Origin of the sequence: Stenotrophomonas nitritireducens, assembly GCF_001700965.1 — a bacterium.
GTDB lineage: Bacteria > Pseudomonadota > Gammaproteobacteria > Xanthomonadales > Xanthomonadaceae > Stenotrophomonas > Stenotrophomonas nitritireducens_A.
The window spans coordinates 4,311,771-4,327,350 of sequence record NZ_CP016756.1 but is presented as its reverse complement, the minus strand read 5'-3'; the positions used below and the strand labels follow the sequence as shown (position 1 = coordinate 4,327,350).

Sequence of the window (15,580 nt, the reverse complement as noted above, 5' to 3'; positions counted from 1 at the left end):
TCAGTCGAGGTATTCGACGCTGATGATTTCGTACTCGCGCTGGCCGGCCGGCGCGGCGATGGCGATCGCATCGCCCTCGTTCTTGCCGATCAGGGCGCGTGCCACCGGCGAGGAAATGGCAATCAAGCCCAGCTTGATGTCCGCTTCCAGGTCACCGACGATCTGGTAACGCTTCTCTTCGTCGTTTTCGACGTCAGCCAAGGTCACCGTCGCGCCGAAAACCACCTTGCTGCCGGCGTTGAGCTTGGTGATGTCGATCACTTCCGAGTGCGACAGCTCACCTTCCAGCAGCTTGATGCGGCCTTCGATGAAGCTCTGCTCTTCGCGGGCAGCATGGTACTCGGCGTTTTCCTTCAGGTCGCCGTGCTCGCGCGCTTCGGCGATGGCAGCGATGACCTTGGGGCGCTTTTCCGACTTCAGGTGATCCAGCTCGTCACGCAGGCGCTTGGCGCCCTTCATCGTGATGGGGGCTCTCATGCATTCAACTCCTTGTGCAGTTCCTGCAGCGACAACACCGGACCGGTCCCACGGAACTCCAGCGACTGCACCAGCGCCTTGGCGCCGGCAACCGTGGTGGAGTACGTGATGCGGTTCTGCAGTGCTTCGCGACGGATCGAGAACGAGTCGTTGATCGCCGCACGGCCTTCGGTCGTGTTGACGATATAGACGATCTCGCCATTCTTGATGCTGTCCACGATGTGCGGACGGCCTTCAACCACCTTGTTGACCACATCGCAGGTGTAACCGTGCTGCTGCAACCAGGCAGCGGTGCCACGGGTAGCCACCAGCGAATAACCACGCTCGACCAGGCCCTGCACCGCCGGCATCACGCGCTGCTTGTCAGCGTCGCGCACCGAGATGAAGACCTTGCCGACCGGCGGGGTCTTGATGCTGCCGGCTTCCTGCGCACGTGCGAAGGCGGCGCTGAAGGTGCGGCCCACGCCCATCACCTCGCCGGTAGAGCGCATCTCCGGCCCGAGGATCGGGTCCACACCCTGGAACTTGGCGAACGGGAAGATGGCTTCCTTCACCGAGTAATAGTCCGGCACGATTTCCTTGGTAGCGCCCTGCTCGGCCAGGGTCTTGCCGGCCATGCAGCGGGCGGCGATCTTGGCCAGCGCCATGCCTGTGGCCTTGGACACGAACGGCACGGTGCGCGAGGCGCGCGGGTTCACTTCCAGCAGGAAGATCACGTCGTTGCCGTCGGCATCGGCCTGGATCGCGAACTGGGTGTTCATCAGGCCGACAACTTTCAACGCCTTGGCCAGCTCGGTGACCTGGCGGCGCAGTTCGGCCTGGGTTTCGCCAGACAGCGAGTACGGCGGCAGCGAGCAGGACGAGTCACCGGAGTGCACGCCGGCTTCTTCGATGTGCTCCATCACGCCGCCGATCAGGACGTTGCCATCCTTGTCGCAGATGATGTCGACGTCGGCTTCAACCGCCGCATCCAGGAAGTGATCCAGCAGCACCGGCGAATCGTTCGACACCTTGACCGCGTCGCGCACGTAGCGGGCCAGGTCGGATTCGCTGTAAACAATCTCCATCGCACGGCCACCGAGCACATAGCTCGGGCGCACCACCAGCGGGTAGCCGATTTCGCGGGCCAACAGCAGGGCTTCCTGGTCGTTGCGGGCAATACGGTTCGGCGGCTGCTTCAGGCCGAGCTTGTCGACCAGCTGCTGGAAACGCTCACGGTCTTCGGCCAGATCGATGGAGTCCGGCGAGGTGCCGATCACCGGCACGCCATTGGCTTCCAGCGCGCGTGCCAGCTTCAGCGGGGTCTGCCCGCCGTACTGCACGATCACGCCCTTGGGCTGTTCCAGCTCGACGATTTCCAGCACGTCTTCCAGCGTCAGCGGCTCGAAGTACAGGCGGTCGGAGGTGTCGTAATCGGTGGAGACGGTTTCCGGGTTGCAGTTGACCATGATGGTTTCATAGCCGTCCTCGCGCAGGGCGAGCGCAGCATGCACGCAGCAGTAGTCGAACTCGATGCCCTGGCCGATGCGGTTCGGGCCGCCACCCAGGATCATGATCTTGTCGCGGTTGCTCGGCGCGGCCTCGCACTCGTCCTCGTAGGTGGAGTACAGGTAAGCGGTACCGGTGGCGAACTCACCGGCGCAGGAATCCACGCGCTTGTAGACCGGGCGCACCTTGTGTGCACGGCGCAACGCACGGATGGCTGCTTCGTTGGTGCCGGTCAGCTGGGCCAGGCGCGCATCGGAGAAACCAGCGCGCTTGAGCTGGCGCAGGCGCGCAGCGTTGAGCGAGTCGATGCCTTCGGCGTGCACCTGCTTTTCGTCGGCGATGATTTCCTCGATCTGGTCGAGGAACCACGGGTCGATATGCGACATCGCGAAGATGTCTTCGACGCTCAGGCCACTGCGGAAGGCATCACCGACGAAGAACAGACGCTCCGGGCCCGGGGCCTTGAGCTCGCGCTTCATGGTGGCGATGTCGTCTTCGTTGTTCAGATCCAGCTCGGTCGGGTCGAGGCCGACCTTGCCGGTTTCCAGGCCACGCAAGGCCTTCTGCAGCGATTCCTTGAAGGTGCGGCCCATCGCCATCACCTCGCCCACCGACTTCATCTGGGTGGTCAGGCGGGCGTCGGCGGCCGGGAACTTCTCGAAAGCAAAGCGCGGAATCTTGGTGACGACGTAATCGATCGACGGCTCGAACGAGGCAGGGGTCAGGCCGCCGGTGATCTCGTTCTTCAATTCGTCCAGGGTGTAACCCACAGCCAGCTTGGCTGCGACCTTGGCGATCGGGAAGCCGGTAGCCTTGGAGGCCAGTGCCGAGGAACGCGACACGCGCGGGTTCATCTCGATCACCACTACGCGGCCGGTGGTCGGGCTGATGCCGAACTGCACGTTGGAGCCGCCGGTGTCCACGCCGATCTTGCGCAGCACGGCGATGGAGGCATCGCGCAGGCGCTGGTATTCCTTGTCGGTCAGGGTCTGTGCCGGCGCCACGGTGATCGAGTCACCGGTGTGCACGCCCATCGGGTCGAGGTTCTCGATCGAGCAGACGATGATGCAGTTGTCCGCGGTGTCGCGGACCACTTCCATCTCGAATTCCTTCCAGCCCAGCACCGACTCTTCCACCAGCACTTCGCTGGTCGGCGACAGTTCCAGGCCGCGGCCAACGATCTCGATCAGCTCTTCGCGGTTGTAGGCGATGCCGCCGCCACTGCCGCCCAGGGTGAAGGACGGACGGATGATGGTCGGGTAACCAACGCGGGCCTGGATTTCCAGCGCTTCTTCCAGCGTGTGGGCGACGGCAGCGGTCGGGCATTCCAGACCGATCTCGCCCATCGCCACGCGGAACAGCTCGCGGTCTTCGGCCATCATGATCGCTTCGCGCTTGGCGCCGATCAGTTCGACGTTGTACTTCTCCAGCACGCCATTGTCAGCCAGGTCCAGCGCGCAGTTCAGCGCGGTCTGGCCGCCCATGGTCGGCAGCAGCGCGTCGGGGCGCTCCTTCTCGATGATCTTCGCGACCATCTGCCAGTTGATCGGCTCGATGTAGACGGCGTCGGCCATCTCCGGGTCGGTCATGATGGTGGCCGGGTTGGAGTTCACCAACACCACGCGGTAACCCTCGTCACGCAGCGCCTTGCACGCCTGCGCGCCGGAGTAGTCGAACTCACAGGCTTGGCCGATGACGATCGGGCCGGCGCCGATGATCAGGATGGTTTTTAGGTCGGTGCGCTTTGGCATGACAATCCTCAGTAAATTCGTTCCTGCCACGCCATCGGGGCGAGCCAGGTTATCTGATCGGTTGAAGCGGCGTTGACCGCTCCGTGTTCGACCGCGGCGCGTACGTCGCGCTGCATCGCGGCCCAGCTGGGAGCGGCCGCGCCCAAGCGCGCGCCGATCCGATTGTTGTGGGCATCCATGGCCCGGCTTGCATTGCCCCGACCGTCGTCTTCCATTACTGCCGTCACCCAATCGACGCAGCGCGGCGACAAGGTGAATGCAACGATGGCGCTGGCCAGACTGTGCCGATAGGCGTCGGCAGGACCGTTACGTCCGCCGGGTAGATCGGCCTGGAAAAACTTCCAGTAGACATTGGCAAGCACGAAGCTCGGATAGGCAGCCAGCACCAAGGCAACCATCACCGGCCACTGCCAGCGACGGAAACGTGAGGCGGCTGCCAGCGCGGGCATCAGGCCTGGGCCTTTTCCATCATGGTGATGAAGCGGTCAAACAACGGGGCCACGTCACGTGGGCCTGGCGACGCTTCCGGGTGACCCTGGAAGGAGAACGCCGGCGCGTCGGTCAGGGCGATGCCCTGGATGGTCTGGTCGAACAGCGAGCGGTGGGTAACCCGCACATTGGCCGGCAGCACGCTTTCGTCGATAGCGAAGCCGTGGTTCTGCGAGGTGATCATCACCCGGCCGTCGTCGATGTCCTGCACCGGGTGGTTGGCACCGTGGTGGCCATGGCCCATCTTCATCGTCTTGGCGCCTGCGGCCAGGCCCAGCAGCTGGTGGCCCAGGCAGATACCGAAGGTCGGCACCTTCTTCTCGACGAAGGTCTTGATCGCGCTGATGGCGTAGTCACAGGGTTCCGGATCACCCGGGCCGTTGGACAGGAACACGCCGTCCGGATTCATCGCCAGCACCTCAGCCGCCGGGGTCTGTGCCGGCACCACGGTCAGCTCGCAGCCGCGTTCGGCCAGCATGCGCAGGATGTTGGTCTTCACGCCGAAGTCGTAGGCCACAACCTTGAACTTCGGTTCGGCGCGGGCGAATTCATTGCTGTCCAAGTCCAGCTGGCCGTCAGCCCAGCTGTAGGGCTTGTCGGTGCTGACCACCTTGGCCAGATCCATGCCCTTCAGGCCGGGGAACTTGCGTGCCGCTTCCAGTGCCTTCTCGACGTCGATGCCGGGGCCGGCCATCAGTGCGCCGTTCTGTGCGCCGCGCTCACGCAGGATGCGGGTCAGCTTGCGGGTGTCGATGCCGGAGATGGCCACCACGCCGCGCTGGATCAACCAATCCTGCAGCGACACCTGGTTGCGCCAGCTGCTCGGGCGGCGCGGCACATCGCGCACGATCAGGCCCGATGCCCATACCTTGGCGGCTTCATTGTCCTGGTCGTTCATACCGGTGTTGCCGATATGCGGGTAGGTCAGGGTGATCATCTGCCGGGCGTAGGACGGATCGGTCAGCATTTCCTGATAACCGGTCATGGCGGTGTTGAACACCACCTCACCCACGGATAGGCCGGGCGCGCCTACGGATTCGCCCTCGAATACGGTGCCGTCTTCGAGCACGAGAATTGCGGCTTGGGTCACGGGAATCTCACTTTGGCTACCGGGGGACTCCGAAGCCACGCCTGCGTTCACGGTCAAAAACCGGTTGCAAAAAAGCGCGGACGGCGGTCTGGGAACCGGTCCGGCTAACGTGTTTCGGCGAGCCGGAATTGTAAAGGCAAGGGGGCACCAACGCCAGCGCCCCGTGCGCTTTCCTTCAGCTGTTCAGGCACAAGCCGAACCATTTTCCGGAGCGATGATGCCCCACATTCAGCTTTCTCAGGCCTGCGTCACGTTTCCCAACAGGTCGCGTACCCGGTATTGCCCCGGGCTGCGCTGGCGCAGCTGTTTGGCCGCATGCAGCGCGCCGCGCGCGAAAATGTCGCGGTTGGTAGCCCGGTGCACCAGCTCTACCCGCTCGCCCAGGCCGGTGAACTGCACGAAATGCTCGCCGATGATGTCACCGGCACGCAGGCTGGCGTAGCGCGGCTCCGCGCCACCGTGCAGCGCCGATTCGCCCAACGTCAGCGCGGTGCCCGAAGGCGCGTCCTTCTTGTGCACATGGTGCGACTCGACGATGTCGCAGTCCCAGCCCGGCAACGCCGCCGCCGCCCGCTCCACCAGCTCGGCCAGCACTGCCACGCCCAGGCTGAAATTGGTCGCCCAAACCAGTGGAATCCTGGCCGCTGCCGCGGCCAGCGCCGCCTGCTGTTGGTCACTGATACCGGTAGTACCCGAGACCAGGCCCACGCCCCGCTCCGCACACAGCGCCAGAATCGGGTCAAACCCTTCGGGCAGGCTGAAGTCGATCGCCACATCAAAGACCGGCGCGCCGGCCAGCTCACTGGCGGCAAAGTGCGGGATGCCATCGATCACACGCTGGATCGGCGGTTTGCGCACTACCGCAGCAACCACCTGCAACGAGGAATCTTCTGCCGCAAGACGCAGCAGGGCCTGACCCATGCGCCCGGAGGCACCGTGGATCAACAAACGGGTGGGAGTCGTATTCATGGGCAGAACGCTAACGCCTCAAGCGTCCCGGACACAAGCGCGCTGCATGGTTACATCCGCCCAACATGGGTAACGGCGCGGCTGCTGGTCAGATAGGTGCGCCAGCGCCTGCGTTCGACGGTATCGCGACCACGGCTGACCATGCGCACGCCCGCCATTTCAACAATGGCCGACACCTCGACCTCAGCCGACCGACCGTCACTGGCAATGCGGATATCACCGACCGTCTGCTCGTAGCGCAGCGGCATGCGCCCGCCGAACATTTCGCGCAGCTGACGCAGCTGCTGCATGCTCTGCGCCAGTGCTGCGCAGGATTGCGCGCGATCATGGCTCTCCTCGGCCTGTGCGGATTCGGTCTTGGTCGCCGTGGTCTGCACATAGTCCTCTGACAACATCTCGCACAAGGGCTTGTCATCGCTTGCCGCAATGGCGAGGTCAGTACGCTGGTACAGCGCGCGCACCTGGTCCTGATTGATCTTGTTGCCACCACGCAGATATACCGACGCACACACCGCCAGCACCACGACCAGTGCCACAATTCCGATAAACGACTTCATGCCAACACCCCCCGGTTGCTTCCTGCAATCGCCACAGTGTACAGCCGGCGCTTATCGACAGGCACAGCCCAAAACCCCGGCGTACCGCGCCTGCCCTGCACTGCCTTGCCCATGACGGCTCATCCCGGCTCGACCAACAGCGGATCAACTGGCGCATGCCGCAGATACGAAAACGCCGGGATAACCCGGCGCCGTCGTATCGCTCAATGTTGTTTCGGCTCGCTGGGCCCGCAACTGCTGCAACCGCCACAGGCACCGCCACTACTGGCCGCCGGCGGCGCCAGGCGGCGCCCCCAGGCCTGCAGGCGCGGCGAACGCTGCGGCCGCACCAGCCACAACGCCAATACGCCACGCAGCTTGCGCAATACACCCGGGAACTGCTTCTTCAGCACCACCCAGGCACTGACCAGCACCGCCACGGCGATGATCAGATATTGCAGTTGCAGCAACAGGCTCTTGTCCATCTCAGCCGGCTCCCAACGCCACTGCCACCTGGTAGGTGACGAACGCCGCCAGATAGGCCGCGCCAAACAGGTACACCGTGGCAAAGGCCATCTGCTTCCACGAGTTGGTCTCGCGCTTGATGGTGGCCAAAGTGGAAATGCACATCGGCGCGTAGATGAACCACACCATCAGCGACAGGCCGGTCGCCAGCGTCCAGCCGTCGCTGATCACCGGGGTCAGTGCCTGGATGGCGGCGTCGTCATCTGCAGCGGACAGCGCGTAGATCGTGGCCAGCGAGGACACCGCCACCTCACGCGCCCCCATGCCGGGAATCAAGGCAATGCAGATCTGCCAGTTGAAGCCCAGCGGAGCGAAGATCACCGCCATCGCATGACCGATCTGGCCGGCGAAGCTGTAATCGATGGCCGGCATGGTCGCGTTCTCCGGCGCACCCGGGTACGACAGCAGGAACCACAGCAGGATGGTCAGCGACAGGATGATGCCGCCGACGCGCTTGAGGAAGATCATCGCGCGTTCGTACAGGCCTACCAGCAGGTCGCGCGGGTTGGGCAGCCGGTAGGACGGCAGCTCCAGCATCAGCGGATGCTCGCTCTTGTCGCGGCGGAACTTCTTCATCGTCCACGACATCACCAGCGCACTGAGGATGCCCGCCACGTACAGCGCAAACAGCACCAGACCCTGCTGGTTGAACACGCCCCACACGGTCTTCGCCGGGATGAAGGCGCCGATCAGCAGCGCATACACCGGCAGGCGTGCTGAGCAGGTCATCAGCGGCGCCACCAGAATGGTGGCCAGGCGGTCACGCGGGTCCTGGATCGAGCGGGTCGACATGATGCCCGGCACCGCGCAGGCGAAGCTGGACAGCAGCGGGATGAACGAACGCCCCGACAAACCCGCCGCCGCCATCATCCGATCAAGCAGGAAAGCAGCGCGCGGCAGATAGCCGGATTCTTCCAGGGCCAGAATGAAGGCGAACAGGATCAAGATCTGCGGCAGGAACACCAGCACACCACCGACACCGGCAATGATGCCGTCCACCAGCAGGCTGCTCAGCGGCCCTTCCGGCAGATTGGCCGCCGCGAACTGCCCCAGCCAGGCGAAACCGGCCTCGATACCGTCCATCAACGGCGTAGCCCAGGCATACACCGCCTGGAAAATAAGGAACATGACCACGGCCAGGGTCATCAGGCCGTAGACCGGGTGCAGCAACCAGCGGTCCAGCGCGTCGTCCACCTTGGCGGTCGGCGCGGGCATGCGCACGGCCGATGCCAGGATATCGCGCACCTGCACGTGGTAGTCAGCGCCAGGTTCGACCGGGTGCACCGGCATCGCGTCCAGTTGCGGCACCAGCGCATCGATGCGCTCGACCAGCGCGCGGGCGCCGTTGTGGCGAACCGCCACGGTCTCCACCACCGGCACGCCAAGCGCCTTTTCCAGCGCTGGCACATCGATCTCGATGCCACGTTTGCGCGCCGCATCGACCATGTTCAAAGCCACCACCATCGGCCTGCCCAGCTCACGCACTTCCAGCGCGAAACGCAGGTGCAAGCGCAGGTTGGTGGCGTCGATGACGCAGATCAGCGCATCCGGAGCGGCTTCGCCGGGGTAGAAGCCACGGCACAGGTCACGGGTGATCGCCTCGTCCAGACTGGCCGGCTGCAGGCTGTAGGCGCCTGGCAGGTCCAATACCGCGTATTCCTGCCCGGACGGCCCGCGCATGCGGCCTTCCTTGCGCTCCACGGTGACACCGCTGTAGTTGGCCACCTTCTGGCGGCTGCCGGTCAACTGGTTGAACAGCGCGGTCTTGCCGCTGTTCGGGTTGCCGACCAGGGCCAACCGTGCAACTGCCGTACTCATGACTGCGCTCCTTCTGCGCTCACCTGGACCCGCGCCGCTTCACTGCGACGCAGGGCGAAGCGGGTAAAGCCCACCTGGTACAGCAACGGCTCACCGCCTACCGGGCCGCGCGCGACCAGACGCACCTCTTCTCCATTGACGAAGCCCAGCTCGCGCAGACGCCGTGCAATGGCGTCATTTGCATGCAGGTCCTGAACGCTCTCCACCCGCGCTGAAGCGTGCAGGGGCAAATCTGACAACGTCACTGAATGGGCGCCTATGTAGAGTGGATAAGAATGATTATCGATTGTAGCATCGCCGCGCTGCGTCATGGCGTCCCACCCGTGCACCGCTATGATTCGTCGGATTACCGTTGAAACAGGCATTACCTATGAGCGATGCACTGCTCGTGCAGCACCAGGGCGCAGTAGCGACCCTTTCCATGAACCGGCCGGATCTGCACAACGCCTTTGACGCCGCTCTGATTGCCGCGTTGACTGAAACCCTGGCTGCGCTGGGCGCGGATCCGGCGGTACGCGCCGTTGTTCTGGCCGGCACCGGGCCCTCGTTCTCAGCGGGAGCCGACCTGCAATGGATGCGTGCCATGGCCAGCGCCAGCCAGGAAGAGAACCGCATCGACTCGTTGGCCTTGGCGCGGCTGATGCGCACCCTGGATGAGCTACCCAAGCCGACCATCGCCCGCGTCCATGGCGCCAGCTTCGGCGGCGGCGTCGGCCTGGTGGCCTGCTGCGATATCGCCATCGCCGCCGAGGAGGCGCGCTTCGGCCTGACCGAAAGCCGGCTGGGCCTGCTGCCGGCGGTGATCTCCCCCTATGTGATTGCCGCGATCGGCCCACGCCAGGCGCGCCGCTGGTTCGCTACCGGCGAACACTTCGATGCCGCCACCGCCCAGCAGATGGGGCTGGTGCACCAAGTGGTGGCTGCCGACGCATTGGATGCCGCCGTACAGGCCCAGCTCAAACTGCTGGGCAAGGCCGGCCCGGTCGCCAGTGCATCGGCCAAGGTGCTGGTACGCGAAGTACATGCCGCCGTCGGCGACCGCGACGGGCTGGACCGCGCCAATGCCGGCCTGATCGCCGCCCTGCGCGCCTCCGATGAAGGCCGCGAAGGCCTGTCCGCCTTTCTTGAGAAACGCCCGCCCCGTTGGGCCGCGCACTGATCCGCGCCCTCCTCCAGCCAAAGACAGTTCAATGAACGATTTCGTCCGTATCGTCGAAGTAGGCCCGCGTGACGGCCTGCAGAATGAAAAACAACAGGTTGCCACCGCCGACAAGATCGAACTGATCGACCGGCTGACGGCCACCGGCCTGCGCAGCATCGAGGCCACCAGCTTCGTCAGCCCCAAGTGGGTGCCACAGCTGGCCGACGCCGCCGAGGTATTTGCCGGCATCCATAGAAAGCCCGGGGTCAGCTACCCGGTGCTGGTCCCCAACGAACAGGGCTACGAACGTGCCCTGGCGGTGGGCGCCACCGAGGTGGCGGTGTTCACCGCCGCCTCCGAACAGTTCAACCGCACCAATACCAATGCCGGCATCGAGGAGTCGCTGCAACGCTTCGAACCCATCCTGGCGCGGGCGTCCAAGGACGGCGTAAGAGTCCGCGGCTACGTCTCCACCGTACTGGGCTGCCCCTACCAAGGCGAGGTACCGTTGGCCGACGTCGTGCGCGTGGCCACCCGCCTGCATGCGATGGGCTGCTATGAGATATCGCTGGGCGACACCATTGGCGTCGGCACCCCGCACAAGGCACGGGCGATGCTGCAGGCGGTGGCCGCCGAGCTGCCGATGGCCGCGCTGGCGGTGCACTTCCACGACACCTACGGCCAGGCCCTGGCAAATATCGCCACCTGCCTGGAGGAAGGGGTGCGCGTGGTCGACTCCGCTGTAGCCGGTACCGGCGGCTGCCCCTATGCGCGCGGTGCAAGTGGTAATGTCGCCAGCGAAGACGTGATCTACATGTTGCACGGCATGGGGATGAGCACCGGCGTGGACCTGCCGGCGCTGGCCGCTACAGGGAACTGGCTCGCAGAACGACTGGGCCGGCAGACAGGCAGCAAGACAGGAAGGGCGTTGACAGTGTCATGACCGTATCCGGCCAGCAGGCAGCACCTGACGACGGCGCTCACCGCGCCGCGCATGTTGACGCGCTGGCTGGCCTGGAAACCGCCCTGCAGCAACCGCTGCCACTGGCCCTGCAACAGGCGCTGCTGGCCGCCCATGATGCGTTGGCCGAAGCGATGGTCGAGCGGCGGGCGGCCCAGCGCCGCTACGCCGCATTGTTCGATGCGGTGCCCGACCCGGTCAGTATTCTCAGCGCCACAGGCGTGGTGCTGGACGTCAACAGCGCAGGCGTCCGCGCCTATGGCCGCACCCGCGAGGAAATTGTTGGCCAGCCGATCGAACTGCTCAACCCCGACCTGCCGGCCGATCACCTGGAGCCGGTCTGGGAAACCCTGAACCGCGGTGAGACTTATGTGGTGGAAGTCACCAACATGCGCGGCAACGGCAGCCGCTTTCCAGTGGAAGTGCACTCGGCCGCATTCGAACACGATGGCGAGCACTGCATCGTGGCGGTCGCCCGCGACCTGAGCCGGCGCTGGCAGGCCGAAACCCGCTATCGGCTGCTGCTGGAATCCATCGACAAGGGAGTGATGCTGTTCGACCGCCACCTGGGCATCATTTCCGCCAATCCGGCCGCGCACCGCATCTTCAACCTCGGCAGCTCCGCGCCCGCCAAGGTGCCGCTGCACAACGATGAGTGGATCAGCGTGGACGAACACGGCCGCCGGCTGCGGCCCGAACAGTGGCCGGTAACCCGCGCATTTGCCGATGGCCGGTCCATTCCCAGCACCATCATCGGCCTCTACCACCGGCCGAACGGCCGCATGATCTGGATCTCGATCACCACTGTGCCGGTGTTTTCGGCCGGCTGTGACCTGCCTGACCACGTGTTTTCATTGTTCAGTGACATCACCGAGCTCAAACGCGACCACGCCCTGTTCGACCGCGCGCAGTCGCTGGCGCATATCGGCGGCTGGGAATGGGACCGTGGCCAGCAACACCTGTACCTCACCGGCGAGGCACAGCGCATCCTCGGCCAGCAGGTCGCGCCCACCGACCTTGAGCAGCTGCTGGCCTGCCTCAACAGCCTGTCGCGGCAGCAACTGCGCGAGGCGATGGAACGGGTGATCGAGCAACGCACCGGTTTCGAGCTGGAACTGCAGGGCCAGCGCGCCAGCGGCCACAGCTTCTGGATACGGATGATCGGCGAGGTCGAGTTGGGCGATCTGGCGTCCACCCGCATCGCCGGCACCCTGCAGGACATCACCGAACCCAAGCACGCCGAGCAGACCCTCAAGAACCAGGCCCGCACCGACCCGCTGACCGGCATCATGAACCGCGATGCCGCGCTCACCGATCTGGAAGCCCGGCTCAGCAACCCGTCCCATTCCGGCGTGGCGGTGCTGTACATCGACCTGGACCGCTTCAAGACCGTCAATGACGTGCTGGGCCACAACGCCGGCGACCTGCTGTTGATCGAAGCCACCCGCCGCATCGCCGATGCCATTGGCACCGAGGGCCTGCTGGCGCGCTTTGGCGGCGACGAGTTCGTTGTCACCTGCGACGCGCGCGACCTGCCCGGGCGCCCCGAACAACTGGCCGAAGCGATCACCCGAGCCTTCATCCCGCCGTTCCAGTTCGGCAAGGATGAGTTCCCGGTCACCACCAGCATTGGCATCGCCCGCGCGCCGCAGGACGGCCAGCGCCCGCAGCAGCTGATCCAGAATGCCGATCTGGCCATGTACGAGTGCAAGCGCCGCGACCGCAACGGGTGGCAGGTGTTCTCACCGGAACTGGCACGGCGCCAGCGTGACCGGCTGCAGATTGAACGGCGCCTGCGCAAGGCCTTGGACCGTGACGAGTTCCGCCTGGTCTACCAACCCCAGGTGGACCTTCGCAGCGGCCAGACCATCGCCTGCGAGGCCTTGATCCGCTGGCGCAACCGCCAGCTCGGCGAGCTGCGGCCGGACATCTTCATCAGCCATGCGGAGAACACCGGCGACATCGTGCGCATCGGCGAATGGGTGCTGCACCAGGCCTGCCGGCAGATCCGCGAGTGGCACAACGAAGGCCTGGGCATGATGCGGGTGGCGATCAACGTCTCCTACCGCCAGTTCAGCGGCGACCGCCTGGCCAGGCAGGTACGCGAGGTACTGGATCATTACCACCTGCCGGGCAGCGCGTTGGAACTGGAGTTCACCGAGCGCGTCTTGATCGAGGACGCGCCCGCCACCCTGCGCACGTTCGCCGAGCTGCGCGCCATGGGCGTGGTGCTGACCATCGACGACTTCGGCGAGGGTTACAGCGCCCTCAACTACCTGCGTACCCTGCCCATCCACGGGCTCAAGCTCAGCCAGCTGTTCATCAGCGGCGTACCCGACAACCCTTCCGATGTGGCGGTGTGCGAAGCGGTCTGCGGCATCGCCCGCAGCCTCGGGCTGGGTTTGGTTGCCGAGGGCATCGAATCAGAGGCACAGCGCCAGTTCCTGCTGGGCCTGGGCGTTCCGGTCGGGCAAGGCTTCCTGTTCGCCCCCGGCCTGTCACCGACCGACTTCAGCCGGCAGCTGGCCTGAGCGGACCCAGCGGACCAGGTGCCATGTAGCCATGTAGCCCGGGTAAGCGCAGCGCACCCGGGGCTCTCGGCATACAACGTCAAGTCTTCCACTATCCTCATTCCCCGGGTGCGCTTCGCTTACCCGGGCTACCTTGGAACGCCAAGTCCTCCACTATCCTCACCCCAGGTGCGCTGCGCTTACCCGGGCTACCTTGGCCCACCGGACACCCTGTCCCAGCTGCGCCACAGGTCTGATCACGCCAACTTGGCACGGATCGGCATCGGCTAGAATCGGCGGCTCACCCAGCAGGATTGTTCAATGCAGCTGTCTTCCGTTCGTGCCGTCATCACCGGCGGCGTCTCCGGCCTTGGCCTGGGCGTCGCTCAGTTCCTGGTCGCCAATGGTGGCAAGGTCGCCCTGTTCGACCTCAACGATGAAAAGGGCGCCGCAGCGGTCGCCGAGCTGGGCGCCGGCAATGCCCGCTACTTCACCACCAATGTCACCGATGAAGCCGGCGTCGCCGCCAACCTGGCCGCCGCCAAGGACTTCCTGGGTGGCCTGAACGTGGTGATGAACTGCGCCGGCATCCTCGGCGCCGGTCGCGTGCTCGGCCGTGAGTCGGCCATGCCGCTGGCCAACTTCCAGAGCACGGTGATGGTCAACCTGGTCGGCAGCTTCAACGTCGCCAAGGCCGGCGCCGAACTGATGCAGCACAACGAGGCCAATGCCGACGGCGAACGCGGCGTGATCATCAACACCGCCTCGGTGGCGGCCTATGAAGGCCAGATCGGCCAGGCCGCCTACTCCGCCTCCAAGGGCGGCGTGGTCGGCATGACCCTGCCGATGGCGCGCGAGCTGTCGCGCTTCGGCATCCGCGTGCTGACCATCGCCCCGGGCGTGTTCTGGACGCCAATGGTCGATGGCATGCCGCAGAACGTGCAGGAATCGCTGGCCGCCTCCATCCCGTTCCCGTCGCGCCTGGGCCAGCCGGCCGATTTCGCCAGCCTGGTCGGCCACATCATTGGCAATACCTACCTAAACGGTGAGACTATCCGCCTCGACGGTGCCGTGCGTCTGGCACCGAAGTGACCCATCTGCGGGCGCCCAGTGGCGCCCGCCTCCGTTTACCCCAATAGACTTTCCAAGCATGAAAGCCAACGACATCAAGAAAGGCAACGTCGTCGAGTACAACAACGGCGTGTATCAGATCCGCGACATCGAGCGCAGCTCACCGCAGGGCCGCGGCGGCAACGTCCGCTTCCGTTTCATCATGTACAGCGTGCCGGGCGGCAACAAGCTCGATGCCAGCTTCGATGCCGATGACAACCTGCCCGAAGTCGAGCTGCTGCGCCGGCAGTCCACCTTCTCCTATATGGATGGCGATGCCTTCGTGTTCATGGATGACGAGGACTACACCCCGTACACGCTGGACGCAGATGTGATCGGCGATGACGCCGGCTACATCACCGAAGGCCTGACTGGCATCTTCGTGCAGGTGATCGACGACCAGCCGGTCGCCATCCAGCTGCCGCAGCACGTTACCCTGGAAGTGGTGGAAACCCCGCCGGAACTGAAGGGCGGCACCGCCACCAAGCGACCGAAGCCGGCCAAGCTCAGCACCGGCCTGGAAATCATGGTGCCGGAGTACATCGTCAACGGCGAGCGCATCCTGGTGAACACCACCACCGGTGAGTTCGGCGGCCGCGCCGACTGATCAGCCGCACCCTCCCGCACAACAGCGGGAGGGTGCGCTATTGCAGTTGTAGGAGCGGCGTAAGCCGCGAAGCTGGCCAACTGAAACGACTGAAGGCTTTCAACACCT

General features: G+C 65.0%; 14 protein-coding genes. 5 read left to right on the top strand and 9 right to left on the bottom strand.

Annotation, left to right across the window (positions count from 1 at the left end; genetic code table 11):
* From greA to BCV67_RS18425, 9 genes are all read right to left on the bottom strand, one after another.
* Entirely contained in the window at positions 1 to 477 is a 477-nt protein-coding gene (gene greA, locus BCV67_RS18465; protein WP_062167688.1) for a transcription elongation factor GreA, read from the bottom strand.
* Positions 474 to 3,716: a carbamoyl-phosphate synthase large subunit gene (carB, locus tag BCV67_RS18460; protein WP_062167689.1), complete on the bottom strand. Its 3,243-nt coding sequence runs from the start codon at positions 3,714 to 3,716 to the stop codon at positions 474 to 476. Before carB ends, greA begins: the two co-directional genes overlap by 4 nt.
* Positions 3,717 to 3,724: 8 nt before the next feature.
* Positions 3,725 to 4,114, bottom strand: a complete 390-nt coding sequence (locus tag BCV67_RS18455) for a DUF6973 domain-containing protein (protein WP_428999530.1) — start codon at positions 4,112 to 4,114, stop codon at positions 3,725 to 3,727.
* Between the two features lie 50 nt (positions 4,115 to 4,164).
* Positions 4,165 to 5,295, bottom strand: coding sequence for a glutamine-hydrolyzing carbamoyl-phosphate synthase small subunit (gene carA, locus BCV67_RS18450; protein WP_062167691.1), 1,131 nt, complete (start codon positions 5,293 to 5,295; stop codon positions 4,165 to 4,167).
* Between the two features lie 237 nt (positions 5,296 to 5,532).
* Positions 5,533 to 6,264: a 4-hydroxy-tetrahydrodipicolinate reductase gene (dapB, locus tag BCV67_RS18445; protein WP_062167693.1), complete on the bottom strand. Its 732-nt coding sequence runs from the start codon at positions 6,262 to 6,264 to the stop codon at positions 5,533 to 5,535.
* Between the two features lie 50 nt (positions 6,265 to 6,314).
* Positions 6,315 to 6,821 carry a hypothetical protein gene (locus BCV67_RS18440; RefSeq protein WP_062167694.1) on the bottom strand — a complete coding sequence of 169 codons (507 nt, stop codon included), beginning with the start codon at positions 6,819 to 6,821 and terminating at the stop codon, positions 6,315 to 6,317.
* Between the two features lie 203 nt (positions 6,822 to 7,024).
* On the bottom strand, positions 7,025 to 7,285 hold the full coding sequence (locus BCV67_RS18435; RefSeq protein WP_062167696.1) for a DUF6587 family protein: 261 nt from the start codon (positions 7,283 to 7,285) through the stop codon (positions 7,025 to 7,027).
* A 1-nt stretch (position 7,286) separates the two neighbouring features.
* Positions 7,287 to 9,143: a ferrous iron transporter B gene (gene feoB, locus BCV67_RS18430; RefSeq protein WP_062167698.1), complete on the bottom strand. Its 1,857-nt coding sequence runs from the start codon at positions 9,141 to 9,143 to the stop codon at positions 7,287 to 7,289.
* Positions 9,140 to 9,388: a FeoA family protein gene (locus BCV67_RS18425; protein WP_057628640.1), complete on the bottom strand. Its 249-nt coding sequence runs from the start codon at positions 9,386 to 9,388 to the stop codon at positions 9,140 to 9,142. The genes feoB and BCV67_RS18425 overlap by 4 nt, the downstream gene beginning before the upstream one ends.
* A 125-nt stretch (positions 9,389 to 9,513) precedes the next feature.
* Here BCV67_RS18425 and BCV67_RS18420 point away from each other — a divergent pair, with 125 nt between their 5' ends.
* The 5 genes from BCV67_RS18420 to yeiP all read left to right on the top strand — a co-directional run bounded on the left by BCV67_RS18420 (position 9,514) and on the right by yeiP (position 15,472).
* The gene (locus tag BCV67_RS18420) at positions 9,514 to 10,302 is read left to right on the top strand and encodes an enoyl-CoA hydratase-related protein (protein ID WP_062167699.1); all 789 of its coding nucleotides are present in this window, start codon (positions 9,514 to 9,516) and stop codon (positions 10,300 to 10,302) included.
* A gap of 31 nt (positions 10,303 to 10,333) precedes the next feature.
* On the top strand, positions 10,334 to 11,227 hold the full coding sequence (locus BCV67_RS18415; protein WP_062167700.1) for a hydroxymethylglutaryl-CoA lyase: 894 nt from the start codon (positions 10,334 to 10,336) through the stop codon (positions 11,225 to 11,227).
* Positions 11,224 to 13,776: a sensor domain-containing protein gene (locus tag BCV67_RS18410; RefSeq protein WP_062167701.1), complete on the top strand. Its 2,553-nt coding sequence runs from the start codon at positions 11,224 to 11,226 to the stop codon at positions 13,774 to 13,776. Before BCV67_RS18415 ends, BCV67_RS18410 begins: the two co-directional genes overlap by 4 nt.
* Positions 13,777 to 14,076: 300 nt before the next feature.
* Positions 14,077 to 14,847 (top strand): SDR family NAD(P)-dependent oxidoreductase, encoded by a 771-nt coding sequence (locus BCV67_RS18405; protein ID WP_062167703.1) that lies wholly within the window; start codon positions 14,077 to 14,079, stop codon positions 14,845 to 14,847.
* 58 nt (positions 14,848 to 14,905) lie between these two features.
* The gene (gene yeiP / locus BCV67_RS18400; protein ID WP_062167704.1) at positions 14,906 to 15,472 is read left to right on the top strand and encodes an elongation factor P-like protein YeiP; all 567 of its coding nucleotides are present in this window, start codon (positions 14,906 to 14,908) and stop codon (positions 15,470 to 15,472) included.
* The last annotated feature ends 108 nt before the right edge of the window (positions 15,473 to 15,580 follow it).